Annotated in this window: 23 protein-coding genes; 8 read left to right on the top strand and 15 right to left on the bottom strand. The window is 39.3% G+C overall.

The genetic code is table 11. From position 1 onward, the window contains the following. Positions 1-68 precede the first annotated feature (68 nt). The 5 genes from JET18_RS21495 to JET18_RS21515 all read left to right on the top strand — a co-directional run bounded on the left by JET18_RS21495 (position 69) and on the right by JET18_RS21515 (position 5,901). Positions 69-992 carry a dihydrodipicolinate synthase family protein gene (locus tag JET18_RS21495; RefSeq protein WP_202094658.1) on the top strand — a complete coding sequence of 308 codons (924 nt, stop codon included), beginning with the start codon at positions 69-71 and terminating at the stop codon, positions 990-992. A 9-nt stretch (positions 993-1,001) separates the two neighbouring features. Further along, positions 1,002-2,570, top strand: coding sequence for an aldehyde dehydrogenase (NADP(+)) (locus tag JET18_RS21500; protein ID WP_202094659.1), 1,569 nt, complete (start codon positions 1,002-1,004; stop codon positions 2,568-2,570). A gap of 9 nt (positions 2,571-2,579) precedes the next feature. Beyond that, a complete protein-coding gene (locus tag JET18_RS21505) occupies positions 2,580-3,581 on the top strand; it encodes a 4-hydroxyproline epimerase (RefSeq protein WP_202094661.1) in 1,002 nt (333 codons plus the stop codon). A 31-nt stretch (positions 3,582-3,612) separates the two neighbouring features. Continuing rightward, entirely contained in the window at positions 3,613-4,854 is a 1,242-nt protein-coding gene (locus JET18_RS21510; protein ID WP_202094663.1) for an NAD(P)/FAD-dependent oxidoreductase, read from the top strand. Positions 4,855-4,998: 144 nt separating this feature from the next. Further along, positions 4,999-5,901 (top strand): AraC family transcriptional regulator, encoded by a 903-nt coding sequence (locus JET18_RS21515; RefSeq protein WP_202094665.1) that lies wholly within the window; start codon positions 4,999-5,001, stop codon positions 5,899-5,901. A 69-nt stretch (positions 5,902-5,970) separates the two neighbouring features. On the opposite strand, the gene JET18_RS21520 is transcribed toward JET18_RS21515, so the two are convergent. Then, positions 5,971-7,011: an NAD(P)H-dependent glycerol-3-phosphate dehydrogenase gene (locus tag JET18_RS21520; RefSeq protein ID WP_052202538.1), complete on the bottom strand. Its 1,041-nt coding sequence runs from the start codon at positions 7,009-7,011 to the stop codon at positions 5,971-5,973. A gap of 227 nt (positions 7,012-7,238) precedes the next feature. Here JET18_RS21520 and JET18_RS21525 point away from each other — a divergent pair, with 227 nt between their 5' ends. Next, complete coding sequence (locus JET18_RS21525) at positions 7,239-8,267, top strand: M23 family metallopeptidase (protein ID WP_202094667.1); 1,029 nt, start codon at positions 7,239-7,241, stop codon at positions 8,265-8,267. A 563-nt stretch (positions 8,268-8,830) separates the two neighbouring features. On the opposite strand, the gene JET18_RS21530 is transcribed toward JET18_RS21525, so the two are convergent. The 5 genes from JET18_RS21530 to JET18_RS21550 all read right to left on the bottom strand — a co-directional run bounded on the left by JET18_RS21530 (position 8,831) and on the right by JET18_RS21550 (position 12,861). Then, positions 8,831-10,006 carry an MBL fold metallo-hydrolase gene (locus JET18_RS21530; RefSeq protein ID WP_202094669.1) on the bottom strand — a complete coding sequence of 392 codons (1,176 nt, stop codon included), beginning with the start codon at positions 10,004-10,006 and terminating at the stop codon, positions 8,831-8,833. 19 nt (positions 10,007-10,025) lie between these two features. Beyond that, positions 10,026-10,679 carry an NAD(P)-dependent oxidoreductase gene (locus tag JET18_RS21535; RefSeq protein ID WP_202094671.1) on the bottom strand — a complete coding sequence of 218 codons (654 nt, stop codon included), beginning with the start codon at positions 10,677-10,679 and terminating at the stop codon, positions 10,026-10,028. Between the two features lie 58 nt (positions 10,680-10,737). Then, positions 10,738-11,148 (bottom strand): Rrf2 family transcriptional regulator, encoded by a 411-nt coding sequence (locus tag JET18_RS21540; protein ID WP_202094673.1) that lies wholly within the window; start codon positions 11,146-11,148, stop codon positions 10,738-10,740. Between the two features lie 66 nt (positions 11,149-11,214). Continuing rightward, positions 11,215-12,165: a hypothetical protein gene (locus JET18_RS21545; protein ID WP_202094674.1), complete on the bottom strand. Its 951-nt coding sequence runs from the start codon at positions 12,163-12,165 to the stop codon at positions 11,215-11,217. A 261-nt stretch (positions 12,166-12,426) separates the two neighbouring features. Further along, positions 12,427-12,861 (bottom strand): FKBP-type peptidyl-prolyl cis-trans isomerase, encoded by a 435-nt coding sequence (locus tag JET18_RS21550; RefSeq protein ID WP_202094675.1) that lies wholly within the window; start codon positions 12,859-12,861, stop codon positions 12,427-12,429. A 344-nt stretch (positions 12,862-13,205) separates the two neighbouring features. On the opposite strand from JET18_RS21550, the gene JET18_RS21555 reads away from it, so the two are divergent. Continuing rightward, the gene (locus JET18_RS21555) at positions 13,206-14,219 is read left to right on the top strand and encodes a catalase family protein (protein WP_202094676.1); all 1,014 of its coding nucleotides are present in this window, start codon (positions 13,206-13,208) and stop codon (positions 14,217-14,219) included. A 122-nt stretch (positions 14,220-14,341) separates the two neighbouring features. Here the strand turns inward: JET18_RS21555 and JET18_RS21560 are convergent, their stop codons facing one another. The 9 genes from JET18_RS21560 to JET18_RS21600 form a co-directional block, all read right to left on the bottom strand. Then, on the bottom strand, positions 14,342-14,755 hold the full coding sequence (locus JET18_RS21560; protein WP_202094677.1) for a nuclear transport factor 2 family protein: 414 nt from the start codon (positions 14,753-14,755) through the stop codon (positions 14,342-14,344). Positions 14,756-14,758: 3 nt separating this feature from the next. Beyond that, positions 14,759-15,286, bottom strand: a complete 528-nt coding sequence (locus JET18_RS21565; protein ID WP_202094678.1) for a TetR/AcrR family transcriptional regulator — start codon at positions 15,284-15,286, stop codon at positions 14,759-14,761. A 711-nt stretch (positions 15,287-15,997) separates the two neighbouring features. Continuing rightward, positions 15,998-17,041, bottom strand: coding sequence for a TerC/Alx family metal homeostasis membrane protein (locus JET18_RS21570; RefSeq protein ID WP_202094682.1), 1,044 nt, complete (start codon positions 17,039-17,041; stop codon positions 15,998-16,000). A gap of 176 nt (positions 17,042-17,217) precedes the next feature. Continuing rightward, positions 17,218-17,826 carry a TerD family protein gene (locus tag JET18_RS21575; protein WP_034703446.1) on the bottom strand — a complete coding sequence of 203 codons (609 nt, stop codon included), beginning with the start codon at positions 17,824-17,826 and terminating at the stop codon, positions 17,218-17,220. A gap of 59 nt (positions 17,827-17,885) precedes the next feature. Further along, positions 17,886-18,809: a hypothetical protein gene (locus JET18_RS21580; RefSeq protein WP_202094683.1), complete on the bottom strand. Its 924-nt coding sequence runs from the start codon at positions 18,807-18,809 to the stop codon at positions 17,886-17,888. Positions 18,810-18,849: 40 nt separating this feature from the next. Continuing rightward, a complete protein-coding gene (locus tag JET18_RS21585) occupies positions 18,850-20,019 on the bottom strand; it encodes a toxic anion resistance protein (protein ID WP_202094684.1) in 1,170 nt (389 codons plus the stop codon). Positions 20,020-20,021: 2 nt separating this feature from the next. Further along, a complete protein-coding gene (locus JET18_RS21590) occupies positions 20,022-20,579 on the bottom strand; it encodes a TerD family protein (RefSeq protein WP_202094685.1) in 558 nt (185 codons plus the stop codon). Then, positions 20,569-21,393 (bottom strand): phosphoribosyltransferase family protein, encoded by an 825-nt coding sequence (locus tag JET18_RS21595; protein WP_202094686.1) that lies wholly within the window; start codon positions 21,391-21,393, stop codon positions 20,569-20,571. Before JET18_RS21595 ends, JET18_RS21590 begins: the two co-directional genes overlap by 11 nt. A 5-nt stretch (positions 21,394-21,398) precedes the next feature. Next, positions 21,399-22,067: an HAD family hydrolase gene (locus JET18_RS21600; RefSeq protein ID WP_202094688.1), complete on the bottom strand. Its 669-nt coding sequence runs from the start codon at positions 22,065-22,067 to the stop codon at positions 21,399-21,401. 512 nt (positions 22,068-22,579) lie between these two features. Between JET18_RS21600 and fusA the strand changes: the two genes are divergently transcribed. Next, positions 22,580-24,646 carry an elongation factor G gene (gene fusA / locus JET18_RS21605; RefSeq protein ID WP_202094690.1) on the top strand — a complete coding sequence of 689 codons (2,067 nt, stop codon included), beginning with the start codon at positions 22,580-22,582 and terminating at the stop codon, positions 24,644-24,646. The last annotated feature ends 610 nt before the right edge of the window (positions 24,647-25,256 follow it).

Raw genomic sequence — 25,256 nt, forward strand, 5'->3', positions numbered from 1 at the left:
CAATGTTTTGATCAACCAAGCTTAAACGTTGGTCAAAGCTCATATTAATCATAAAAAAATAAAAATACATGAGTATACAATGGACTGGGGTTTTCCCTGCCGTAACTACAAAATTTACGGCGAACGATGAATTAGATTTTCCGGCATTTGACTTAAACATTGAAGCCCAATTGGAAGCCGGTGCAGAAGGAATTATTTTGGGAGGGACATTGGGAGAAGCAAGTGTTTTAAGTGATGAAGAAAAAATAGAGATTTTAAAGCATACGTTAGAAATCGTGAATGGCCGTGTTCCCGTTTTATTAAATATTGCAGAACCTACCACCAAAAGAGCAATTGCTGCCGCTCAAAAAGCTGAAGAAGCAGGAGCACAGGGTTTAATGCTGCTGCCACCCATGCGTTATTTAGCGGATTCTGATGAAACTCTTGAATACCTGACCGAAGTCGCTAAAAGCACAAAATTACCCATCATGATCTACAACAATCCTGTTGATTATAAAATCGAGGTAACTTTAGATATGTTCGAAGAACTGGCCAAATATCCCAACATCCAGGCCATCAAAGAAAGTACCCGTGACATTTCAAATATCACACGTTTAATCAATCGTTTCGGTGACCGTTTTGCCATTTTCACAGGCGTTGATCCTATTGCCATGGAAAGTATCGTCATGGGCTGTGTGGGCTGGGTTGCCGGTTTGGTATGCGCCTTCCCGAAAGAAACCGTTGCCATCTACCGTCTGGTAAAAGAAAACAGAACAGCTGAAGCTTTGAAAATCCACCGTTGGTTTTTACCGATTTTGGAATTGGATACACATCCTAAATTGGTCCAGTACATTAAACTGGCCGAAGTCGGTACCGGTATCGGAACAGAGAGAACAAGAGCTCCACGTTTAGCTTTAAAAGGGGCAGAACGTGAAAGAGTTTTAAAAATAATTAACGATGGTATAGCAACCAGACCGGAACTTCCGGCCGGCAGTTGGGGTAAAATAGTTTAAAAACCAGATATGAACGGAAAAAATATTGTAGAAGGTGCGTATGTAGAAATTAACGATGGAAGCCTGAAAGCTGTAAATCCCGCAACAGGATTAATGCTTGAAGGTGAGTTTGATAAAGCGAACGAAACCCTTGTTAATAAAGCTTTACAATCTGCCACCAAAGCTTTCAAAAGCTACCGACATCTCAATAAAGATCTTAAAGCTGATTTCTTAAATGCCATTGCCGACGAAATTACCAGCATCGGTGAAGAACTGGTCACCAGGGCTTCAGCAGAAAGTGGTTTGCCTTTGGGCCGTTTGCAGGGAGAACTGGGCAGAACAACAGGCCAATTAAGACTATTTGCCAATCTTGTTGCCGAAGGTTCATGGGTAGATGCTATTATCGATACCGCAATTCCCGAAAGACAGCCTCTGCCACGACCTGACATCAGAAGAATGCTGGTGCCCATAGGCCTTGTAGTTGTTTTTGGGGCAAGCAATTTCCCGTTAGCTTTTTCAGTTGCAGGGGGTGATACAGCATCCGCATTGGCTTCGGGCTGCCCCGTGATTGTTAAAGCACATCCGGCCCATTATGGAACCAGTGCTTTAGTAGGTGAAGCCATTATCAAAGCGGCCGAAAAAACAGGAATGCCGAAAGGTGTTTTCTCATTATTATACGATGATGGATATACAATTGGAACCGCTTTGGTTCAGCATCCTCTGACTAAAGCGGTCACTTTTACAGGTTCGTTTAAAGGCGGAATGGCCTTGATTCATCTTGCACAGCAACGTGAACATCCTATTCCTGTTTTTGCGGAAATGGGAAGCATCAATCCTGTTATTTTCCTTCCGGAGATCATAGAAAATCAGGCCGAAGAACTGGCTAAAAAATATGCAGCATCTATTACTTTAGGGGCTGGTCAGTTTTGCACCAATCCGGGGTTATTGTTAGCCGTTCAATCACCGGCACTCGACAGCTTTATAACCTTTTTAAGAGAGGCTATTGCCAAAATTCCATCAGCGACCATGCTTACCGAAGGAATTGCCCATAACTATAATCAACTTTCTACCGAGATTGTCAATGAAGACGGTGTTGCCCTTTTATCGGCTTCTAATTTAAAGAACGACGAACTCCAAAATCAATCTCAGGCTAAAATTGCTCAGGTCAGCGCCAGTCATTTCATCAATAATCCAAAGCTCCGTGAAGAAATTTTCGGTCCTTATTCACTCTTGGTCGTGGCTAGGGATATCTCCGAACTCGAACAAGCAGTCGATGTACTGGAAGGACAGCTCACCATAACCATAATGGCCGAAAAACAGGAACTTCAGAATCACCGGAATTTAATTGATAAACTGACAGACAAAACGGGAAGGATTATCTTCAATGGAGTGCCAACAGGCGTAGAAGTCTGCGCTGCCATGCAGCATGGCGGGCCTTTTCCAGCGACTAACGACAGCAGGTTTACTTCAGTCGGTTCTACAGCTATTCACCGTTTTGCGCGGCCACTGGCGTATCAGGATTGGGAAGAGGAATTATTACCCGATGAATTGAAAGACGGAAATCCTTTGGGTATTTTCAGAACCGTTAACCAGAAATAAACAAATCTCATGAGTAAAACATTTTTTTGCATCGATGCCCATACCTGCGGAAATCCGGTAAGGTTGGTGGCGGGTGGCGGTCCTCAGTTAGCAGGTAACAACATGAGTGAAAAGCGCCAGCACTTTCTTAAGGAATTTGACTGGATCAGAACCGGTTTAATGTTTGAACCGCGTGGCCATGATATGATGTCGGGAAGTATTCTTTATCCTCCTCATGATCCCAATAATGACGTTGCGGTTCTCTTCATAGAAACCAGCGGTTGTCTGCCTATGTGCGGCCACGGTACGATTGGTACCATCACCATTGCTATTGAAGAAGGCCTTATTCAACCCAAAGTACCCGGCATCATCAGAATGGAAGCCCCGGCAGGCCTGGTCCTGATCGAATATAAACAGGAAGGTAAAAAAGTAAAATCAGTAAAGCTCAAAAATGTAGCCTCTTATCTTGCTGCTGAAAATTTGCAGGTAGAATGTCCGGATTTGGGTACGCTTACTTTTGATGTAGCTTATGGCGGAAATTTCTATGCTATTGTAGATCCTCAGGAAAATTTCCCGGGATTGGAACACTATACCGCTGCACAGCTGGTTACCTGGAGCCAAACCATCAGAAAAAGAATCAATGAGCAATATACTTTTGTTCATCCTTTAGACCCAACGATCAATGGCTGCAGCCATGTCCTGTGGACAGGAAAAACCATCGATCCTGCGTCAACCGCCAGAAATGCTGTTTTTTATGGAGATAAAGCGATCGACAGGTCACCTTGCGGAACCGGAACATCTGCCCGCCTTGCGCAATGGTACGCTAAAGGAAAACTAAAGCTAGGCGAAGATTTTATTCACGAAAGTTTTATCGGCAGCAAGTTTACGGGAAAAATTGAAGAAGAAGTGGAACTTAACGGAATCAAAGCCATCATTCCAAGTGTAGAGGGCTGGGCTAAAGTATTTGGTTACAATACCATTAAAATTGACGCTGAAGATGATCCCTATGCACACGGATTTCAGGTGATTTAAATTAAATTTTCAAGACCATTAAAATAGAAGAATGTCGAAAGTATTGATTATAGGAGGCGGAATTGTAGGTTTAAGCTCAGCCTATTATTTACAAAAAAAAGGCTATGAGGTCACTGTTTTGGATAAAGGTGACATTACAGACAGCTGCTCATTTGGTAATGCAGGGATGATAGTACCCAGTCATTTTATTCCGCTGGCCGCTCCCGGAATGATTCAACAGGGGATCCGATGGATGTTTAACAGTAAAAGCCCGTTTTACGTTCGCCCGTCATTAAATTCTGATCTCATCAGCTGGGGAATCCGGTTTATAAAACATGCCACAGCAAAGCATGTGAGCCAGTCGGCAGAGCCTTTACATGACCTTTCCCTGCTGAGTAAAAAATTATATGAAGATCTTGCGAAAGAACCCGGTTTTGATTTTGAACTTACCCATAACGGTATTTTAGCTTTTTACAAAACTGAAAAAGCCGGAGAGGAAGAAGCTCATCTGGCTGCAAGAGCCATTGAACTGGGCTTGGATATGGCAGTATTGAATGCTGCTGAATGTACGGCATTACAACCTGACTTAAAATTAGACGTTTTGGGTGCAGTCCATTACCGTTGTGATGCTCATGTTTATCCAACAAAGCTGATGAATGCTCTGCTTCGCTATCTGGCAAATAATGGAGTGAAAATAGAACGTAATAAGAAGGTGGATAAAATTGAGACTACAGGAAAACGGGTGATCAGGGTGTTTACAGGAAAACAGAGCTGGGAAGCAGACCAATATGTCATTGCAACAGGCTCATGGTCACCGGAAGTCGCAAAAATGGCTGATCTTACTGTCTCTTTGATGCCCGGAAAAGGCTATTCTTTTATGGAGCCTGAACCTGAAAACCGCTTAACGATACCGGCATTGCTGTGTGAAGCGAGAGTGGCTCTCACCCCTATGAATGGCCAGATCAGGTATGGAGGCACGATGGAACTGGATAAAATAAATACCAAAGTCAATATGCACCGGGTCAAAGGAATTGCAGAATCTGTTCCACAGTATTTCCCGGATTTAAAACCTGTGCTTCCGGCAGAAAAAGATATCTGGTATGGCTTCCGTCCTTCGTCTCCTGACGGTCTACCCTATATCGGGAGAAGTGAAAAGAGAGAAAATTTAATTATTGCTACAGGTCACGGCATGATGGGACTGAGCTTAGGTATGGCAACAGGATTACTGGTCAGCCAGATTGCTGAGGGTATAGTTACTGAACTTAAAATAGAACCTTTTTCGGTGGCCAGATAAATAGCCTATTTTTGAAAAACTGGAAGAATCACGGTTTTCCAATATTACCAGAATATAGCCATATTTTAACCTTATCATGTGAATATTATTCAGATTTGGGTTAATATGATTACTTTTAAGTCGTAATTGATAAGCCAGATTACTATGAAAGTATTACCGTTTACCATCCTTGTCCCGAAAGATAAAAGTGTGATCACAGAGTATATTGAGCTCCCTCATTTTTATCAGTATCTTCACAGGCACGATGAGTGGCAGATTACCTATGTAGAAAGCGGTGAAGGAACTTTGATTGCCGGTAATGATATGCACGCGTTCCGTCCCGGAGATGTCTTTGTGATCGGTGCCAAGCTTCCCCATTTATTTAAAAGCAATGCAGAATATTTTGCCGATGACAGCGAAAAGGTGATCAAGGCATGTTCCGTCTACTTCAATCCCAGTGGTATTCTCGCTTCTTTGTTCGGGCTACCTGAAATGAAAATGGCAAAAGCTTTTTTAGACAAAAACAAGCATGGTTTTAAAGTTCCATATGGTTTTACAGAAGACATCATGAAACAAATCTTTACGGTTCATAAGGCAACAGGCATCGATGTTCTGTTCAGTTTTGTGAAATTAATGAATACTTTACAGGATCTGAACGAAAATGTAGAACGACTATGCTCAGATCTGTATTCATCTAATTTCAGCGAGAATGAAGGGATGCGGCTGAGCAAAATCATTAATTTTATTACGGACAACTATACCAATCCTATCTCTCTGGAAGATGTCGCCAACACAGCTTTTATGACGCCACAGGCCTTTTGCAGATACTTCAAGAAACACACAGGCCATACCTTTATTTCTTTTCTGAATGAAGTAAGGATTAATGCGGCGTGTAAAAGTCTTACTACGGGAGAAAAAGCAGACTGTATTTCAGGAGTAGCCTATAAAACAGGATTCAACAGTATTACGAATTTCAACAGAGTATTTAAAAGCATTATCGGGCAGTCTCCAAAGTCTTATATTGATAGCTACAACAGTGTGAGCAAGGTAAATCATGTGAATTATTAATAGAAAAAACCGCCATTATACTAAATGACGGTTAATTATTTTTTAAACTATATTAAGCCCGGATTCAGTTTAATTCAGTTTTGCTGTTAATTTTTTAAACTGCTTTTCTGCATTTTTGCCTTCATAAAGAATGGCGTAAACGGTATCAATGATCGGAAGTTTCAGATGTTTCTGCTTAGCTGTTTTATAGATCGAATCTGCTGCATAATACCCTTCTGCCACCATGTTCATAGACTGGATTGCCGATTTTACGGTATATCCTTTTCCGATAAGATTTCCTAAGCTTCGGTTTCTGGAGAAAAGAGAATACGCCGTTACCAGAAGGTCACCCAGATAAGCACTTTCATTCACATCTCTTGGAGCTTCGTATACCGCTTCCAGGAAAATTTCCATTTCACGGATCGCATTGGAAACAAAAACTGCTGTGAAGTTATCTCCGTAGCCAAGTCCGCTTGCTATTCCCGCCCCGATCGCGAAAATATTTTTAAGAATCGCGCTGTATTCATTTCCTAAAATATCTTTACTGGAATGTACTTTGATAAAATCTGAACCGAAAATTCCTGTCAGTTTATCTGCTGTCTCATCCTCTACGGCAGCAACGGTAAGATAAGAAAGTCTTTCCATAGCAACTTCTTCCGCGTGACATGGTCCTGCAATAACGGCCTGGTTTCTGAAACCAATTTTAAATTCGTCTCTTAAATAATGTGCTACCACATCATTCACTTTAGGAATAATCCCTTTAATTGCAGAAACAAAAATTTTGTCCCCATATTCACAGGTCATTTTATCCATTGTATCCGACAGGTAAATGGAAGGGGTTGCCAGTACGATCACATCGCAGGCGCTCACCAGCTCGTTGATATCTGTGGTAAGTTTTAGACTTTTAAGATTAAAATTAACGGCGGTAAGGTAAGACGGGTTGTGTCCGCGGAGTTCAATAGCTCCTTTTACGAACTCGCTTCTTACACACCAGTGCACCACTTTACAGTTTTCAACCAGCATTTTTACGATAGCGGTAGCAAAACTTCCGCTTCCTACTACTCCTACAGAAATATCGTTTTTATTCTTTTTTGGATGAGAAGATTCTGAAATTATTTTCTTTTTAGCCATAATTGGAATGTGAACTGCAAATATATTAAAAACATAGCCGCAACACCGACTCCGGGGCTATGATAAAACCCAATTTCTGAAAAAATTAACACTTCAACACAATTAAATATCTAATTAGCCGTTAAATACAGAAAAATATAAGTTTTCTTTAAAAATATCCCTCAAAGAGTATTTTTAATTAAATTTGCACGCTTAAAACCGTTTTGTAATTTATCTAAAGAAGAAAAATGAAGAAATTTCTAACCAGCAGGAAGAACGTGAATATTCTCCTTGGAGGACTTTTGCTAGTAGTTTTTGCACAAGCCATTTTAATCGGCAGACTGTTTTCTGAAAAAGACGACAAGATGTATGAAGTGAATCTTGTTAAAATAAACACTGAGAAAGACAGTGTAGATTATTTGAAAATGAAAACAGATCTCACAGTAGTTGACCAGACTGTAGCTCAGCTGAATTCATTTCTGAAATCTAAAGACATCACCAACGAAAAACTGATGGCCCTCAGTCAGGACAGTATCTCCAACTCTGTCTATCTGGCCAAGCAGGCCAACCGCTACAGCCAGTATTTAATGAATCTTCAGCAAAAACTGATGCAGGTTCCCTTGGGAATGCCTACCGACGGCTACATCTCCTCCAATTTCGGAATCAGAAAAAATCCAATTCCTTTTAAAACCGTATTTGCTTCTGTAAAGCCTGTTGCCGCAGAATCCAAACCCATGGCTGCTGCCGCACCAAAACCGGAAGTAAAAGCTGAGCCTGTTGAAAAAATCATTGAATTAACAGACAGCTACGGTAATAAAAGAGAAGTAAAAGTAATGGTCACTCCGAAAGCGGCACCTGCTGCTCCGGCACCATCTCCGGCTGCTGCCTCAACGAAAGCTGTAGCAGGAAATGCCTCAGCGAAAGCGCCGATGGGAAAGAATAATCCACCTGCTGAAGCAGATCAGATGCAGTTCCACAAAGGACTGGACATTGCAGTGGCTTACGGCTCAGATGTAAGAGCTGCTGCCGCAGGAACCGTTATTTTCTCAGGGCAGAAAGGCGGTTACGGAAACTGTGTCATTGTTTCTCACGGAAACGGACTGGCTACCCTTTACGGTCACCTTTCGCAACTGGTTTCAAAAGTAAATGAGAAAGTAAAAGTAGGACAGGTTATCGCCAAATCCGGCAACTCCGGACGTTCTACAGGCCCGCACCTTCACTACGAAGTACACAAAAACAACACCCCGGTCAATCCGAAACTGTTTATGAATTTATAAAAAAATGGCTGTCTGTTGGACGGCCATTTTTTATGTAAGAATATCCAAAGAATATCTGTGTATTCTGAAAACTCTGTGGGAAAAGAAAAACATCAACCACAAAAGTCACAAAAGCTTTTAACACTCAAGTTATTTGAAGCTTAAATACTTTGTGAATAAGAAGATCGCATAAGTTTAAAAAATCAAAGATTTTATAGTAAACAATATGATCTGTGTCAACTGTGGTCAATAAAAACTCACACAAAGCTTTTCAAACACTTAAGTTATTTTTTAAGTTAAATATAATACACCTATAAAGTACACTAAAGTTTTATGAAAATCTTTGATTTTTCTGCTTTATGTGTTCTTATTATTTTTCAGGATGATAAAACTTTTGAAACTAAAGTGATCTAAAGTGTTTAAAACTATAAGCTTTTGTGGCTTTTGTGGTTAAAATAATTGAAGTGCATGGGGGCTTCTGGAGCCTCAGCCCCCAGAAATGTTTGTCATCAATGATCTTGTTACCGGAAAATATCCTGTATTATCAATAAAAAAAACTGCTATCGTTGGACAGCAGTTTTATATTATTTCACAATTTTAAGCGTTCCTTTCAGATGCGTAAATGATCCGTCCGGTTCTGCAATATTGGTATAAATGATATTCTTATTATAATCCTGAATGTGGGTAATGTTTGAACCCAGTTTTGGTTCGTGCCAGTACACCATAAAGATATTCTTGGCTACTTCTGTTGCAGTATACTGTACGGTATCTGTATTTCCTTTTACATTTCCGGAAACGCCTGTGAAGGACATTTCTTTATTGTTTTTGAAGTCCAGAACGAATTTAAATGTTCCGAAATCAGCTTCCACTTTGTTGCCTATCGCAGGATAAGGTGACTTCAGGTCCCAGTTGATTTCCCCAAAGAAAACTTTCGCTCCCATTTCCAGTTCATCTTTTCCGTGAAGGTCAGGATATTGTTTCACCATAAAATCTACAACACCGGAAGATGTTTTGTTTTCCGTCACTGCTTTTTTATAATTTTCCAGATAGTTTTTAACGAAATCCAGAGACTGTGGAGACAGAGATAATTTTGCAAAATGGGAAGGAACAACCTGTTCAGGTTTTAATGCTTTCATCGCATCAATCTGCCCGATCCACTGATCAATTGCCTTGATATTCTGAGTATCCGCCATCCAGATATGAGAATCTACGGAAACTGAAATCCCTCCGGCCACTGTTTTTAAAGATGGTATCCAGACAAAACTGTGAGCAGGATCTTCAGCATTTTGCTTAATTTCAATTTTATTTCCTTCCAAATCAGGAATAGCATTGGCAGCTTCCGGAACAATGATCTCTGAGGGAGCATCTTCTTTCAGCTGTGGTTTCCATACTGCCATCTTATCATCTTTTGAAGCGGATATCAGATACGCGGTTTGTGCTGTGGAAATGATTTTTACATTGGGAAATGCTTTTTTGATCACATCCAGTCCGAAATAAAAATCAGGGTCGCTGTGGGAAATAAAAACGGTCTTCAGATTTTTCCCTGTTGCTTTAATTTCCTTCACCAACTGTTCTGCATACTGCTTCTGAAACTGGGCATCGATAAGCACAGCATCTTTATCTCCGTAAATAATAGTGGAAGTAATTGGAAAAATGGCTTTTGAGCCGGGATTGTATACTTTGATCTTCAAATTTCCCGCAAACATGATACTTACCAATCCCAGCACTGCTGCCAGTGATAATAATTTCTTTTTTAACATTGTCTCTTTTTTTTGTGAATTAGTAAGCTGCTGTAAAACGCTCGCGGATGTGGTTGTTCTGTTCCAGTTCGTCTACCAATACGGCTGCTACATCTTCTACAGACAGACGGCTTCTTCCGTTTTCGTCAAAAACAGGGGTTTCCAGAGAAGTTCTGTATTTTCCGGTTCTTTCCCCTACATTCGCCTGGTTCATTTCTATAGCCGGGCTGAAAAATGTCCAGTCAAGGGTATTGTTTTCTTTGATCTTGTTTAAATAATCTCTCGCTGCTGTTGCACCCGGTTTGTAAGCTTCAGGGAAATCGGGAGTATCTACGATCTGTACATTATCCGGTGTATAAAGGCTTCCGGCCCCTCCTACTACGATGAGTCTTTTTACGCCTGACTGTTCTACCGCTTTTTCAATATTTACAGAACCGTTCAGGAAATCGTTATACAGATTCGGGTTCGTCCAGCCTGCGTTGAATGCACTGATGACCGCATCACTTCCTTTCAAAGCTTCTGCAAGCTCTTCCGTATTGTTCACATCTACGCTTTTTGCGGTTACGTTTTCTTTTGATTCTACTTTAGAAGCGTCTCTTACCAAAGCCTCTACTGTATACCCTCTTGATGTTAGCTCATTCACTATTTTTGTTCCTACAAAACCGGTCGCACCGATTACTGATACTTTTTTCATACTATTTTATTTTAAATTAATTGTAATAACTTTTGTTACATTTATGGGTAAAAAATTTTTATTCGAACTGATCGCTGAATTCCTGCAATGACTTATCTCCTAAAAAATTAATGACCAACTGATCTGTTTCTTCAAACAGGGTATTTAAATGAACATTGACTTCTTTTCCCACGCTGCATGCCGGATTGGGATTCTGATTCTTTTTCCCCAACACATCCGTGTTTTTCACAGATTTATAAATTTCCGAAATACTAATCTGATCTGCATTTCTCGCAAGCTGAGTTCCGCCGTCTTTCCCCTGTCTGCTTATAATCAGGCCTGCTTCTCTTAAAACACTCAATTCCTTTCTTACAATCACCGGATTTACATTCACGCTGCCCGCAATCCATTCAGAAGTGAGCCACTCCTGAGGACTTTTCGCCAGCAAGGTCATAATATGTATCGCCGTAGCAAATCTTGTATTGTTCATTTTAATTACTCTGCAAAGATAGACAAATTTTTAAATGTAACAAATTTTATTACAGTTAAATTTTTCTTAAAGAATTAATTTATCCAGATCCAGCAGCAGATAATTGATATTCTGATTGATAGTTCTCGTAGCTGACTGCATCTGATTCAGCATCGCTGCACGGTTGTGAAGATCATCTGCCCTGTAGAAACCTCCGTCGCTGAAGATCACGGACTGGTCTGCTTCCGCTTTGCTGTCATCAAACTGGTAATGGAGCCATCTCTCCCTCATACTTCCTATAATGGAATGCTGTTCTTTGTTCGAAAATTTCTTCTCCGTATACATATACCAGATAAACGGCGGAAAATTCGGAGATTCCAGTTTTTCTCTCCAGATATCTCTCAAAAGATTTCTCTGGTGAATAAATTCTACTTTCTTTCCTTTCGGATTGAGGGTGGCAAGACCAAAACCTGCTCCCAGAACCCCTCCTCCAATATCAATCGCATTGCTCCAGCCGCCATCCTGCACAATACCGCCTGCCACTGAAGCAGCCGCTCCGGTTACGATAGAGAGCAAAATCAGTTTATTATTTTTGGATTCATTCAAATTGTCTACATAATTCCCGATCTGCGCTACCCTTTCCCCTTCACAATCGAATTCTGCGGCTACGGCATCCAGCTCTGTGAGGGCAATGGTAATTTTACTGTTAATTTTACTTTTAAGCTGCAATACTTTTACCTGTGAAGCAATGGAAGAATCTTTTTTAAGGTCAATAATCTGGTGAACCTCATCAAGATTATCCAGGGCATTCAGAATCAAAATACTTTGATCGGAAAACGTTCCCTGCAGTTCTTTATTGGCTGCTAAAATAGAATCTGAATTATAGGAAGGAACCCTGTTGCTGTAATTGTATTTGAAAGGAGCCTTACAGTAACTGTCTCTCAGGGTAAGGATATTCTGTTTGATCACCTGATTTTTTTTGGAAACACAGGAGGTCAGCAGGGTGAATACAGCCAGAAGGTAAAAGAGTTTTTTCATTCAGTTCTATTTTTTCTTTGTGTGATGGTGTTGGATCATCGCAAGGACGCGATTTTTTTCTTTCGTTTTGTTTTAAGACGCAAGGATTTTATCAGAGATAAAATTTAAAACTGCATATATTTTATACTGTTTTTCTAGCTTCCAAAATCTTTACAAAAGGTTTAACAATCTTCGTTCTTTGCAATTGATCTACACGAATATAGTACAAATAAAAAAATTTACCCGGTTACAGGTAAATTTTTAAGCCATTTTTAAGCAGGATTATTTTATATCCAGCAGTTCCACTTCGAAAACCAATGTAGAATTGGGCCCGATTTCTTTACTGATCTGCTGATCTCCATACGCCAGGTGTGGCGGAAGGATCAATCTCCATTTGCTTCCTACAGGCATCAGCTGAAGAGCTTCCGTCCATCCTTTAATCACCTTGTTTAAAGGGAAAGATGCCGGTGTTCCTCTTTTTACAGAGCTGTCGAAAACTTTACCGGAAATTGTAGTTCCGTGGTAGTGGCATTTTACAGTGGATTTTGGTCCCGGCTTGGCACCATCCCCTTCTGTAATAATTTCATACTGCAGACCGCTTGGCAACTGTACAACGCTTTCTCTCTTCCCGTATTCCTCCATGTACTCTTTCCCGTCATTCAGGTTTTTTTCTGCGAGTTCTTTTTTCTTTTTAAATAACATATCTGCTACGCCCATTGTTGATATTTTTTACAAAGATAGGGGTTTTTGAGAAGATGGAAGAGGGAAGCCGGAGGATGGGAGTTATGGTAGTGGGTAGGAGGAAATAGTTGTTGAGAATTTACTGGTTGCGGGTTGTCAGTTGCTGGTTGCGGGTTTCGGTGCGGGAAAAATAGGTTCTAAAAACAATTCATCTTTTATTCGCTTTTGAGACTGAAAACTGGCAACCCGCAACTGACAACCCGCAACCAGAAACTGACAACTCGCAACCCCAAAAGCCTTTCGCTCAAAATTCAAATAATTTTAATATTATGTTAACACGTATTCAGAAACTTGGCGTTATAATTGAATTTAAAAACTAAATGCCAGAACCACTAAAATATAATAAGAAATTCGATGAGCTTAATGAAGAGGAAAAGATACTTCTTGACATCAATAAAAAAACCATTGCCGATTTCGTTGAGCAGTCATCCTGTATAAGTGACGTGAATTATGCCACCCGGAATGCCCATGCCAAAACCTATACAGTCGCTGATGGTACATTTTTCATCGATAAAAATATTCCCGAGGAGCTTCTACCCTATTTTGACGGAGATAAATTCGATCTTACCATAAGACTTTCGAATGCCAGCCTCAAAATCAACAATACCGGAAAAGATATTCCTGCGTATGGATTTGCTGTAAAAATAAAGGATGAAAACGGCGGGCTGATCGCTAATTTTCCACTTGTCAATTTTCCGTTATTTCCAACCAATTCCGTTTCTCATTTTTTGAAGTTATTTACCGCTTTAAACCGGTTTTACATCAAGAAATGGAGCAGCTTCTTTTCACTGGCCGCCCAGGCTGTTAAGGTGATTCCCAGCATTTGCACCCTGTCTTTTATAAGGAATATTTTCAAGCTCATGGGCAAAAGGAATGATTTTATCCTGTCATTTGACTATCATTCGGTAGGTGCCTACCGTCTTGGAGATTATATGATCAAAATAAAGCTTGTTCCTCATTCTGTTGATAGAAAATTTGGCCGGAAATTAAAGATGAAAGCCGCTTTAAAAAACTATTTCCAGGATCATGATTATTCCGCAGATGTCCTTATACAACTTTGTTATGATCTGAAAAATCAGCCGATCAACAGACTGAATGTAGAGTGGAAAGATTCACCGTTCATCCGGATCGGGGAAGTGAAAATCAATAAGGGAGCACTTCTTGATCCGAATAGCTGCAGCAGTGAACTCTTATCATTCAATCCTTTTGAAAGCAAGATTTTTTTCCAGCCTGTGGGGAAGATACAGAGGCTGCGTGATGAAGCTTACAAGGTTTCTGTGCAGACGAGGAGAAAGATTAATAAGCTGCTGCACGGGAAAAGTTTTGAGTTATAGGTGATGAGTTATAAATGATGAGTGATGAGTTTTTGACGTTGACCTGATTGTATTCAAACATTTTCAGGATATAGAAAAGGCGGGCCGGGTTCGGCTCACCTTGGAGTGATCTGATTGAAATTTTATCTGAACTTCCGTTCTTCTTCCTGTATAGCAACATCATTGATGCTGGCGTATCTTTTCATCATCAGTCCATTTTCATCAAACTCCCAGTTTTCATTTCCGTAGGCTCTGAACCATTTTCCTTCTTTGGTCTGGTATTCATACTCGAAGCGGACTGCAATCCGGTTGCCGGTATGGGCCCAGTATTCTTTTTTAAGCTGATAATTCAGTTCCTTTGCCCATTTTTTCTGCAGGAAACTGACGATTTCTTCTCTTCCGTTAATGAAAGTATCTCTGTTCCGCCATTCGCTGTCAACGGTGTAGGCTTTGGATACTTTTTCGGGATCCTGACTGTTCCAGGCATCTTCTGCCATCTGAATTTTTTCTATTGCCGTTTCAAGGGTGAAAGGCGGAAGCGGATGTTTCTGTTCCATAGTTTAAGAAATTAAATTATTGACTATTTTTTTTGATCTTTCAATGAGTTCATTGGATTTAAAAAGCTGGCTTTCGATGATACTGCTTTCAAAAAGCAAATAAATATGATCTGAAATTTCTTCATCCTTCAACAGCTCCGAAAAATAATGTCTAAGATCTTTTTTATGCTGCTGGATTACCTGCAAAATCTTAATATTATCCATGGGAATCTCTGATAGAATATTGAGAAAACTGCAGCCCCGGAAATGTTCTTTCTGATTCATATAGATTAAAAAATCGAAAGATTTCAGGATTTTTAGTTTAAGATTTGCTTCGTCATCACAAAAATGATTCAGTTCGCCGAACCAGTATTGATGTCTTACATTGAGAAATTCCACACATAAATCTTCTTTGGACTTAAAATGCTGATAGAAGCTTGCTTTGGCGACTTTCGCTTCGGAAATAATCTGGTTGATTCCCGTGGAATTGTAGCCCTGCTGGCTGAACAGATTAAAAGTTATTTCCAGAATTCTTTCTCTTGGGGATGCCATGTTCTGTTATTTTGTACGACAAATGTACGATAAAATTTCAACATAGACAGACTGGTCTGTTTTTTTTCCGTTTCTTTTATCACAAGGCTAGACAAAGGTTTTAATAATTATTTTTATTTTTAAGATAAACAAAGGCGTTTCACTTATTAAAGGAATACAATGTAAGCTTCATTTTTCTTAGTGGTTTTATTAATTCAGCTTTCGGGTAAATTTTTATCGCTAAGCCAGACAAAGGTTTTTAATAATTATTTTTATTTTTAAGATAAACAAAGGCGTTTCACTTAATCAAAGGAATACAATGTAAAAATGTGTCTGGTGATTCAGAATGTAAGGTTTAGGATCTCACGCGGATGGAGCGGATAGTGAATATTTTTGTGCTGTTGTTTTTTTTGAAACATTAAGAAGAGTGAAGGAGGTAAGAATAGTTAAGGGAAATCTAAAGATTTTTTTAAGCCTTGCTCTTAAAGCGGAGCTCCATCTTAATCATCTTAAAAACTTCATTTTTCTTAATGGTTTATTAATTCAGCTTTCGGGTAAATTTTTATCGCTAAGGCAGACAAAGGTTTTTAACAAATGTGTTTTTATTTTTAAGATAAACAAAGGCGTTTCACATATCAAAAGGAATACAATGAATATACTGCTGATAATAATATAAAAAGCTCCTGAAAGTGATATTTCAGGAGCTTTATATTTTTAAAGAATTCTTAAGATTTATTTATCTTCCAGTTTCTCTTTTTCCTCATCTTCCTTTTCAGGGAACATAATGGATATAAGAACAGAAAGTACCAATACACCTCCTACGATTCCCAATGAAACCGGAGACGGAATATGAATCCATGGTGCAATCAGCATTTTTACCCCGATAAATGAAAGGATAATCGCCAATCCGTACGGAAGCTTGCTGAACATATGGATAAAATTCGCCAATAAGAAATACAGAGATCTTAATCCTAAGATCGCAAAAATATTGGATGTATAAAGGATGAACGGGTCATTTGAAATTGCAAAAATCGCCGGAATAGAGTCTACCGCGAATAGAACGTCAGTAAATTCAATAACGCCTACCACTACTAAAAGCGGTGTCGCCATTTTGATTCCGTTTTGGATGGTGAAGAATTTATCACCGTCATAATTATCGGAAACCTTCCAGAAACTTTTGATCAGTCTTGCACCAGCCGTGTTGCTGTAATCTTCATCGTCATCATCGCCACCGTCGCCCCATGATTTGATCCCCGCATACACAAGGAAAAGACCGAACAGGGTCATCACCACGTTGATCTGTACCGGATGTCCGAAAATATTCATTTCAGGAAGATACGTCAGGTTAATCAGCCCTACTCCCGCAAAGATGAATATCGCTCTGAAGATCAGCGCACCGATAATTCCCCAGAAGAGTACTTTGTGATGAAGGTATTTCGGAACTTTAAAGAACCCGAAAACAAGGATAAATACAAATAAGTTATCCACAGAAAGGGCTTTTTCAATCCAGTAGGCGGCCTGATACTGCGTAAATTTCTCAATAGCCAATGCGTGGCTTGCAGGCGTTCCGTCTGTGTTGAAAACCCAATATACCACTCCTGAGAATACCATGGATAATGAAATCCATACGATAGACCAGATGGTAGCTTCTTTGGAGGTTACTTCATGGCTTTTTTTGTTGAATACTCCTAAATCCAGGAGCAGCATGATAACGACTGTTACCGCAAATCCCCACACCAAGCCCGGGTGCAATTCTAAAATACTTTGATGTTCCACTTCAGTTTATGTTATTATATGATAAAAGCAATAGATGTACTGGATGCACAAATATTGCTAATTTTTAATGTTTTTTTATTTGATATCAATCTGATCAATAAGTTTTAGCTCAAGCCTATAAAACTATTCATTTTTTCTGAATGTGCCAAAGCCCATTCTTATTGATTGTCTATTGATTATAAATAATTGGCCTGAACCGTCTGGATCGTCTGTTCCAGCTTTCTGTCCGATGTAGGATCCCCGATCGCGTTGAATTTCCATTCTCCGTTTCTCTTATAGAAAACTCCCATTACCATTGCTACGTGCCCTTTGAATGAAGCATCATTCGCAATATCGTATTTAGCGAAAACCTCTCTTACATTGGTAGGCGTTCCTTCATAAATACGGATAGAAGCAAAAGGAATGGTTCCGAAATCCTGTCCCTGGTAGCTGTTCAGTACCAAAGCCACGTGTTCTACGTTTGGTTCCAGCTGGCTGAAATCTACTGTGATCACTTCATTATCCAGACCATCGTCTCCGTTTACATCACCGGTAAGATCATCCCCGCTATGTTTTACAGAACCGTTTCTTGATTTCAGGTTTCCGAAATAGATCACTTCCGTAAGTGTTTTGTTTGAATCAAATAAGATACAGCTTCCATCTAAGTCTACTGCTTCTTTTTTAGTTCCGAAAAGTCCTTTTTTCTCAATTGCTCCCCAGTTGATTCCCACACAGGCTTGGGTAAGCTCGGCACCGTTTTCCTTTTTCAGGTTAATTCTCTGACCTTTTTGTAAGTTAATAGCCATCTTTTTATGTTTAGTATTGTTATGTATTCTAAGGCGAAATGATTGTTTTTTCTTTCGCTTTAATTGTTATTCAAATTCAAATTAAGCATTGCCCGCAGGATATTCGTTTCTTCATCGAATGCGAAAATCTTGCTCATAATATCTATATTTTCGAGGTTTTTAAGATAATCTTTCAGGACATTTTCCACTTCCGAAGGAATCGTTCTTTTCCTTTCGTTGATGGAATTTTCAAGCAGCTCATTCTTTGTTTTAAGCTGATTGATAATCGAACTCTGATTGGACTGGTTCTCTGAAATATCAATTTTTTCCAGATCGCCGTCAAATAAGTAAAGCTTTTTATCATCCACTCCAAAGATGAAATAATCATCGGACTGGAAGATCTTAAAAAGCTCATACTCGAAGGTCCCGATCAGATAGCCGCAAACAAAGCGTACTTTGAAACTCTGAATGTTCAGCCTTCCCAAAAGTTTCCTTTCTATCGTATAATCCTTATACTGATAGGCCGGAAAAGGCTGGGGTTTAAGCTGGGTTTCATCTGCTCCAGTTCTGTAGAATTCCTGTCCGTACTTTTTGTGGAAGTAGAGCACATTATTCCAGTCTGCCGTAAAGATATCTTCAGTAAGGTCTTTGTAAAGCATTTTCAGATGCTGGGAAAATATACCGCTGTACATCTTCCTGTCGGTCTGAAAACTGTCTACTCGCCTTTCCTCAAAACTTTCAATATATTTGGTATTGACGTCAATTTCGTTAATAACAGTCAGCATGTCATTTTCTTTCTGACGCTTTATTTTGGTCAGAAGCTCAATGAGGCTGTCGGTATACTGAAGGTGAAAAAGTTCCAGCTTGCTGTAGTCCAGCGCCTTATTTTCCTGAAATAAATTATGAATAATATCTGTTTTGATGTAAATAGATATGATATCAATATGTTCAAAAAAATTAGCAAGAAGTTTAAGCTTTGTTAATCTTCTTTTACTCTGAGACATTATGGTTGCTGCGTCATCACCCACCTTGGTATCCTGTTATTTAACCTCTGACATTTGCTTTTAGTTCGTGCTCCAATGTCTGAAGATCCTGATCCAGTTTTCTTCTTCCTTCCGCTCCCTGCTTTTGGATCTGTTTCACTTCATTCAATGTATTGATCAGCATTGAAGTGGTTTCTCTCAATGTTTCAACCGATACAATGGTCTGCTCATTGGCTCTTGCCACATTCACTGAATTCTGGCCCAGACGTTCTGCGTTTTTCTTCAGAATGGCTTCTGTGGTAGAAGATACTTTCTGCTGAATTTCGATATTCTGCTGCTGTCTGAACATAGCCACCGCCAGTGAAAGCTGGTTTTTCCAAACCGGAAGTGTAGTGGTAAGGATCGTCTGTGCTTTTTCAGCGATAGAAACGTTGTTATTCTGTACCAGTCTGATCTGCGGAAGGGACTGCATCATGATGATACGCACCACTTTAAGATCGGCCATTCTACGGTCTAGTCTCGCAATGAAATCTCTTTTATCCGCAATCTGGTAATCCTGGTAGTTCTGTGGAGCCGCTTCCATTAAAGCCAGTTCTCCCGCCGCTCTTTCCATTCTTACATTTCCTGCAATGACCAGTTCTTCAATAGCCTTGATGGAATTCACATTGCTTTCAAAAATAGTCTGCAGAACTGCATTATCTTTGGTTGAAGTAATGATTCCAGCGTTTACTTTATGAGCGATCTGTTCGATATTGTTGATGATCTTATCATATTTTGCGAACAGATTTTCCACCTGTGTCATGACCTTTTTCATGAACGGGATTTTGCTCAGGAAGCTTTTCACTTTATTCTGCTGAAGTTCCTCAACGTCCACATAGTTCAGTTCTACCAACAAATCGTTGATCAGTACCCCAACTTCTCCTGAGTTGGATCTTCTTACATTTCCTAAGAAGCTGTCACTCTGGTTGGATAAAGTTTTCTGAAGCTCCGCACCATAATTCACGATGGAGCCCGGATTGGTCTCATCGATAGAATTGGCCAGAAGTTCATATTTCTGTCTTTCTTCTGTCTGTAAATGGGTAAGATTTACATTTCCTTCCTTGTCCACAAGAACCGGCGGTGCTGCATTTTGTACAGGCTGGCTCGGTGGAGCCATAGGCGTTGGTTCGAATGTTTTAAGAGGTTCAATTGACCCCATTGGATCTATGGGTTGATTTTCCTGATTGTCCATAATTACTTTTGATAAATTGATACGAATTTGTCAAGACCGTCTCTCTGACCTGCCCCGACAGCTTCAAATTTCCATTCTCCGTTTCTGTTGTAGATTCTTCCGAATTCTACCGCAGTTTCAATAGAGAAATCTTCGTCTAGTTCATACTTCAGGATCTCTTCATTCGTATCTGAATTGAAAATTCTGATGAAAGAATTTCTCACCTGTCCGAAGTTCTGCTTTCTTGCATCTGCATCGTGAATGGTCACTACTACTGTAATTTCCTGAATGGCAGAATCTATTTTTGTAAGATCTATTTTGATCTGCTCATCATCTCCTGAACCTTCACCGGTAAGGTTATCCCCTGTGTGGATCACAGATTTGTCCGGAGATTCTAAATTATTATAGAAAATAAAATGATTGTCTGATACTAATTTTCTGTCTTCACCCAGTAAAAATAAAGAAGCATCAAGATCAAATCCTGTTCCCGTTGAAGTATTATTGATATCCCATCCTAAACCTACTGTGAATTTAGGTGCGTTAATGTTTTCTCTCTGTCCTTTTTGTAAGTTAATAGCCATAATAGAGTTCCGTTTGTGTTAAAGTATTGATGTTATTTTCGTATTCTTTTATTAAATGATAATTGTTACTGATCGCCAGCTCCAGAAGCAGATCCATCTGCTCCTTTTTTACTTTAGACGTAAGATAGTCAAAATTACTTGAATCCAGGCCTAAAATATATTTTACGATCCTTGTATTAAACTCGAAATCCGGCTTCCCCATTACTTCTGCAATGTGTTTGATATTTTTCACTGCATAGTAATTGAAAAAATTTTCAATCTTCGGATCAAGATCAAAATTCATCAGTTCCGCATAATAGAGGAACATAAAATCGGCTTCCACATTATATTCATTCAAAATCCTGTTCACCGTGAATTCGTGGCTTCCCGTGATTTTGATATCGTCTATAAAAATACAAAGTTTTCCGCGTAAAAAGTCCTTATCGATATAATAAGTATCATTGGCGATCAGATTTTTACGGTCTTCGAAATTCAGGTTCCCGTAATCCGTGATATACGTGTGATTCCTGTTAATCTTTGATAAAATACTGGATTTCATTCCTTTCTGGAACAAATACATATCCAGATGTTTTTTAAAGAAAAAACATAAAAAATTGGAGGCCGTAGGAATAGCCATATACGGGCTTGGAAGGACCACGATTTCTTTTTCTGTGTTTAAAAGCTCTGCATGTCCCGCAATAAATCCGTCGAATAATTCTTTAGCAAATTTTTCAGCATACGACTTCGCGCCATACTTGAAATAGCTGTATTCCGCGGGCGAAAAAGTGAATTCATCCGCCGAATGAATGTGATGTAAGCTGTATCTTTTGTTCATATGTATCAGTGTTTTAATAAGTGGGCATTGAAACCGAAATCCCTCGCTCCTTTATAATCTGCTATCGGATTGTCTCCTATATGCAGAACGCGGTGCATCGGAAGTTCCTGATCTTTAAGATGGTTCTTCACTTCCTGGAAAATAAGGGGATTGGGTTTGGAAATATTGATCTCATCGGAATAAATATGGAAATCTATATACTGGTCCAGCTCTTCCTGGATCAGAAACTTTCTCATTGTTTTTCCTTTGATAAATCCTGTATTGCTTAAAATATTGACAGTCTTTCCCTGATTTTTAATCTGATCAAAAAACTCTTTTATATTTTCGAAAATCACAACAGGCTTATATTCTAAAAACAGCTCTTCACTCTTAAGATAAAACGCTTCCAGTTTTTCTCTATCCAATTGCTTTACATCTACATCCAGAGAACCAAGAATCATTAAGTAGATTTCAAATGTATCGATATTGCCGCCTGTTACCTCATTGATCGTATTGCAAAGATCATCATAATATTTTACGGCTTTCGCAACTTCGCCAACAGATTTATCCACATTAAAAAACGAGGTGAACAGCTCAACTCTTTTCGTTTTAAATTCAGGATGAGATTTGATTAAGGTGAGCCACAAGTCAAAAGAAAAATGACAGTGGTTGTGAATGTCAATATCCGTTTTCAATAGTTTTAAGTTAAAAGTTTTATTTAGCTTTCTTGAAAAAGATTTAAAATTATTTAATCATCAACAAGTGTTTATTTGGGCTATTCTTCCCAAAGATAAAATTTTTCTCATAAATGCATTACGTACTTCTCTGTTTTAAGAAATTTTTATGAATTTTCACAGGTTTCTCATACGATCCAGGTTATTGCTTAACCATTTGTTTAAATTCGCATATCAAAAAATTTCCCTGAAAAATTTTGGACAATTAAAAAAATTATCTAGTTTTGCAACCGATTAAAATCAACAATGTCAACAAAAATGATAAATATAATAACTTTAAGTAACCCTGTGAGAGCTGTGTACTCTGGCAGCAATCAATATTTATCTGAATAGTTCCATAGATCTTTTATTACTCAAAATATATTGAAGACCTATCTGTTCAGATGGGTCTTTTTTGCTGCCTTATTTTCCGACCTCAAAACGATGAGAATACCTGATCGTATTCTCAAAATCAACAATTTAAATTCAGCAAAATGAAATATAACACAAGAAATATAGGAATTATAGCACATGTAGACGCAGGAAAAACCACTTTAACGGAAAGGCTCCTTTATTACACAGGTCTCATTCATAAGATCGGGAATGTAGACGATGGAAATACCACCATGGATAAAGACATCCAGGAAAGAAGCAGAGGAATTACCATTTCATCCGCAGCCGTATCTACGCAATGGAAAAAGGAGGAAACGGTTTATAACATCAATATCATCGATACGCCCGGACACATTGATTTCGCCGTAGAAGTCGAGCGTTCATTAAGAGTTCTGGATAGTGTGGTCGCTGTTTTCTGTGCCTCTTCAGGGGTTCAGCCGCAAACCGAAAACGTTTGGTTCCAGGCTGAAAAACATGGAATTTCAAAGATATGCTTCATCAATAAAATGGACAGGATCGGAGCAGATTTCTTCGCCCTTCTTAAGCAGATTGAAACGAAGCTTAATGCAGTTCCCATGGCGCTTCAAATCCCGATCGGAGCTGAAGCCCAGTTTGAAGGAGTGATTGATTTAATCAAACAGAAAGCTTTATACTGGACGGATGAAAACGGAGAAATCATCGCAGAAAAGGAAATTCCGGAAGATTACAAAGCTGATGCCGATGAATACAGGACGAAACTAATGGAAACCCTCGCGGAATATGATGAAACGTTCTTTGAGATTTTCATGGATCCTGAAAACCATGTCACCGGGGAAATGATCACTGAAGCTTTACAAAAGGTTTGCAGATCAGGAGCTGCGGTTCCGGTTCTCTGTGGTTCTGCCTTCAAAAATAAAGGAGTACAGCCACTTTTGGATGCGGTCGTTACTTATTTTCCGGCTCCGGATCAGCTTCCGGACATTCAGGGGAAAGATCCCGACACGGAAGAAGCTGTGCAACTGGCAAGAAATGAAACGGAAACTTTTTCAGGGCTTGTTTTTAAAGTCGTGATCGATAAACATATGGGAAGGCTTGCCATGCTCCGTCTGTATTCCGGAACCATAAAATCCGGCGATACGGTTCTGAATGTAAGAACAGGGGAAAGTTTCAGGATATCGAGAATTCTGAAGATGCAGTCGGATAAAACGTTATCAATAGAGGAAGGAAAAGCAGGTGATATTGTGGCTTTAACAGGAATAAAGGATGCTAAAACCGGAGACTCTTTAGCCGCGGTTGAAAAACCTGTCCTACTGGAAGCGATTACCATTCCTGCTCCTGTGATCAGGGTTTCGATAGAGCCTAAAACGAACAGTGATGAGAAATCTTTCGGTTTGGTTCTGGCTAAAATTCAGGAAGAAGATCCTTCATTAGTGGTGGAAAGAGACCGGCAAACCGGAGAAACTTTATTGAGCGGTCTGGGCGAACTTCACCTTGAGGTCACTCTGGAAAAGATCCGTCTGAATCATGGAATAGAAGTCAATCAGGGGAAACCTAAAGTGTCTTACCGTGAGATTTTAACGGAAACCAGAACGCACAGGGAAAAACTTTCGAAGCAGAATGGCGGAAGCGGACAGTTTGCCGATATCACTTTTGAGATCGGGCCAAGAGAAAACAATGAACCCGGTTTGGAATTCATTAATCTGATCAAAGGAGGTGTTATTCCCGGTGAATTTATCCCTTCCGTAGAAAAAGGTTTCAGAGAAGCTATGGAAAACGGCCCATTGAAAGGTTATCCATTGGAAAGTATGAAGATCAGACTTCTGGACGGCTCTTTCCATGATCAGGATTCTGGCGCATTTGATTTTGAAAATGCTGCGAGAGACGGATTCAGGGCCGCTGCTTTATCATGCAGTCCGAAACTTCTGGAACCGGTGATGCAGGTGGAAATTCAGAGTATTGAGGAATATACGGGTGCTGTAACTGCTGATATCAACCGGAGAAGAGGAATTATTTCGTCCATTGATGAAAGATCAGGAAGAAAGATTTTCACGGCGGAAGTTCCGTTAGCCTCTACATTCGGATATATTTCCGATCTGAGAACGCTGACGAGCGGAAGAGCTTCGATCAGCATGAAACTGGCGCACTATGCTTTAGTGCCTGACTTCATTGCAAATACATTAATAACCTAAAAAACGAGGGCTGTAAAGTGATTTACAGTCCTTGTTGGGTTATTGTGGGTGAATGGTCAATGGTTAATTGTGAATTTTTACTTTCCCGCAGATTTCTCAAATGGCACAGATTTTTAATTTGAACCATTAAGGGTATTGAAGAGATTAAGTTTCATTAAGAAAAAATCAAATAGATTTTTTTAAGCCGTACTGCTTAAAGCGTAGCTCAACTTAATATTCTTAAAAGCTTAATTGAATCTTAATGGTTAAATTTTCCAGAGGTTTCACTCACCCATATTTTTTTAGTAAAACTATCTATCTTCTATATTCCTTTCTTAATAATTGACCATTATTTTCTTTTCCCGCAGATTTCTCAGATGACACAGATTTTTTAATTTTTTGAATCTCCAAATCTTTTAATTCTTAAATTTTTAAATCTTTCAATCTCCCTATCCCCAATTACATTCGTTTTATTTTTTCTACCTTTGTGGTCTGTTATGAAAATATTTACAGTTACATCTTCGCCAATCACACCGCCTTAAGTAGTAAGGTGAACTATTTTCTCATATCCGGAATTTCTTTTGGATATTTATTCCTTATATATACAATCAATTTTAATAATTACACCTTA

Origin of the sequence: Chryseobacterium endalhagicum (assembly GCF_016745235.1) — a bacterium.
Taxonomy (GTDB): Bacteria; Bacteroidota; Bacteroidia; order Flavobacteriales; family Weeksellaceae; genus Chryseobacterium; species Chryseobacterium endalhagicum.